Source organism: Paenibacillus sp. 01L418 (assembly GCF_056400045.1).
On the sequence record NZ_JBFTSN010000642.1, the window covers coordinates 1 to 2,568 of the forward strand.

Sequence of the window (2,568 nt, forward strand, 5' to 3'; positions counted from 1 at the left end):
CCTAATGAGTGGCATTATGTTCATTATGTTTCACGTGCGATAGGCGGTACGGGCCTTATCCTAATGGAGATGACCGACGTTGATCCAGATGGTCGCATTACAGATCATGATTTAGGGCTTTGGTCAGATGAGCATATTCCAGCTTTCAGTCGCATAATTTCAGAGGTTCATAAACATGGTTCGAAAATAGGCATTCAAATCGCGCATGCTGGACGCAAAGCAGAGGACGCTGAGCAGCCCGTTGGTCCATCTGCCATCCCAGCAGGTCCTAACTATAAAACACCTAAACCACTTTCTGTCGAAGAAATAAAAGTTATTGTGAATCAATTTAAAGAGGCAGCAAGAAGAGCAGTAGAAGCGGGTGTAGACACAATTGAAATACATGGTGCTCATGGTTATTTGGTGYATCAATTTCAGTCTCCTGGCATTAATACCCGTGAGGATGAGTACGGACAGGATTTGGCTAAATTTGGTGTAGAGGTCGTTCAAGCGGTGAAAAGCGTAATGCCAGCAGACATGCCGCTCATCATGCGAATCTCTGCCATTGAATATATGGATGGTGGTTATGATTTGAACCATAGCATCGAGTTCAGTAAACGCTACAGAGATGCTGGAGTTGATGTGTTTCATGTATCAAGCGGCGGAGAAGGCCCAGTAGGAGTAAAGCGTCCGGGCAACTATCCTGGTTATCAGGTGCCTTTGGCACGTGCTCTGAAAGAAGCGCTGCAGGTACCTGTCATTGCCGTAGGCAAGCTGGAAGATCCACAGCTGGCTGAAGCGACAATTGCGAATGAAGATGCAGATCTAGTAGCTGTTGCTCGCGGCATGCTTCGTGATCCTTATTGGGCATTACATGCAATTCAGGCTGTAAAAGGTGAGGTATTGCCCGCAAAGCAATATGAAAGAGCATACTGATCATTATCAAGCTAATAATAAGAAGAGCCTCTTGGATACCGAGAGGCTCTTCTTATTATTCAAACAATGCAATAAACCGGTTTGCGATGATGGGAAGAGAAGAATTGCGCCTAGTGGCAAAACCTACAGAACGTAATGGAATAGGTTCAATTGTCTGAAGTCGAAATAGCTTCTTATTCTCAAGTTCCTGATCGATAAAAGATTGAGTCACAAATGCTGCTCCATAGCCGCGAATAGCCATTTCAATCAGCATATCCATGCTGGACAGCTCCATATCCGCATCTGGCGTTATGCCTTGTGAAGCAAACCACTGCTCAATAAACAATCTTGTACTGCTTGCTTCAGAGAGCAGCAAGAGCGGCAATTGGGCTAAGGCTTGAGCCGAAAAGGGGGTATCGACTAAATGTCGATACGCTTCTCCTACAACAAAGCAGTCTTGAATCTCCGTTAGATGTGAAACGACAAGTTCATGATCAGAGAGGGGCAAGTGAACAAGACCAATATCAATTTGGCCACATAACAATCGATCCCGTATATCCGATGTTTTCCCTTGAGAAAGCCGAATGCGTACATCGGGATGCTCCGCATGAAACGTATCAAGCAGCGGCAGCAGCAGATGTTTGATTACAGGTCCGCTAGCCCCAATGCGTAGTTCGCCTGCCGTAAGGTTTTTGAGCGCTTGTAATTGGATTTCACCTGCTTGCAGTATCGTAAACGATTTCTCTACATAAGCGAGAACCTCCAATCCTTCCGGAGTAAGCTTTACTCCTTTGGACAATCGATCAAACAGCTTCACTTCAAGCTGCGCTTCCAATTGCTTAATTGCATAGCTGACTGAAGGCTGTGTAATATGCAGCTCTTGTGCTGCTTTTGTCAAATTACCTAATTTAGCGGTATGGAGAAAAATGCGATACCATTCCATATTCATTAGCATGATATAGCTCCTCTCTATGACAAGATTCGAAAATTCCAATTTCATTTATTTCATATTCAAAATTATAATAGACAAATAACGAATGCGTCAAAGCATTCCATCGGGAGGTAAACATAATGGCAGGAAGCACATATGGGGAAAGCTTTAAAATTACGACATTCGGAGAATCACACGGGGAAGCCGTTGGCGTCATTGTAGATGGCGTGACACCTGGGGTTGAGCTGGATGAGAAATATATCCAAACGCAAATGGATCGAAGAAAGCCCGGTCAATCCTCTGTAACTACCCCGCGCAAAGAATATGATGTCATTCGTATTATGTCTGGCATGTTTGAAGGGAAAACAACGGGAACACCACTTTTCATTATGCTGCATAATACAGATATGAAGCCTGAAGCATATAACGATATACAAAATTCTTTTCGTCCAGGGCATGCTGACTATACGTATTTGAAAAAATACGGCTTGCGTGATCACCGCGGAAGCGGGAGGGCGTCGGGAAGAGAAACAGCAGGCCGTGTTGCTGGCGGAGCGGTTGCCCGCAAGCTGTTAGAGAACCGAGGAATAAGTGTTGTTGCTTATACCAAGGAAATAGGCGGTATTAAATGCGAAACGTACGTCGAGGATGAGATTGAAAAAAATGCGGTAAGAGCATGTGATCCAGAAGCAGCGGTTCGTATGATCGAGAAGATCGAGCATTTAGCGACTATTGGAGACAGC

3 protein-coding genes are annotated in these 2,568 nt (G+C 44.7%); 2 read left to right on the forward strand and 1 reads right to left on the reverse strand.

Annotation, left to right across the window (positions count from 1 at the left end):
- Positions 1-915, forward strand: a 915-nt coding sequence (locus AC1DSE_RS34050) for an oxidoreductase (protein WP_477528989.1), incomplete at its 5' end; no start/stop codon positions are given.
- Positions 916-970: 55 nt separating this feature from the next.
- Here the strand turns inward: AC1DSE_RS34050 and AC1DSE_RS34055 are convergent.
- Positions 971-1,849: a LysR family transcriptional regulator gene (locus tag AC1DSE_RS34055; protein ID WP_477511635.1), complete on the reverse strand. Its 879-nt coding sequence runs from the start codon at positions 1,847-1,849 to the stop codon at positions 971-973.
- 116 nt (positions 1,850-1,965) lie between these two features.
- Between AC1DSE_RS34055 and aroC the strand changes: the two genes are divergently transcribed.
- The coding region (gene aroC / locus AC1DSE_RS34060; protein WP_477528990.1) for a chorismate synthase at positions 1,966-2,568 on the forward strand (603 nt) is incomplete at its 3' end.

Excerpts from the sequence above, each read along its gene's own strand:
- AC1DSE_RS34055 (WP_477511635.1), bottom strand. The coding sequence starts at position 1,849 with ATGCTAATGAATATGGAATGGTATCGCATTTTTCTCCATACCGCTAAA.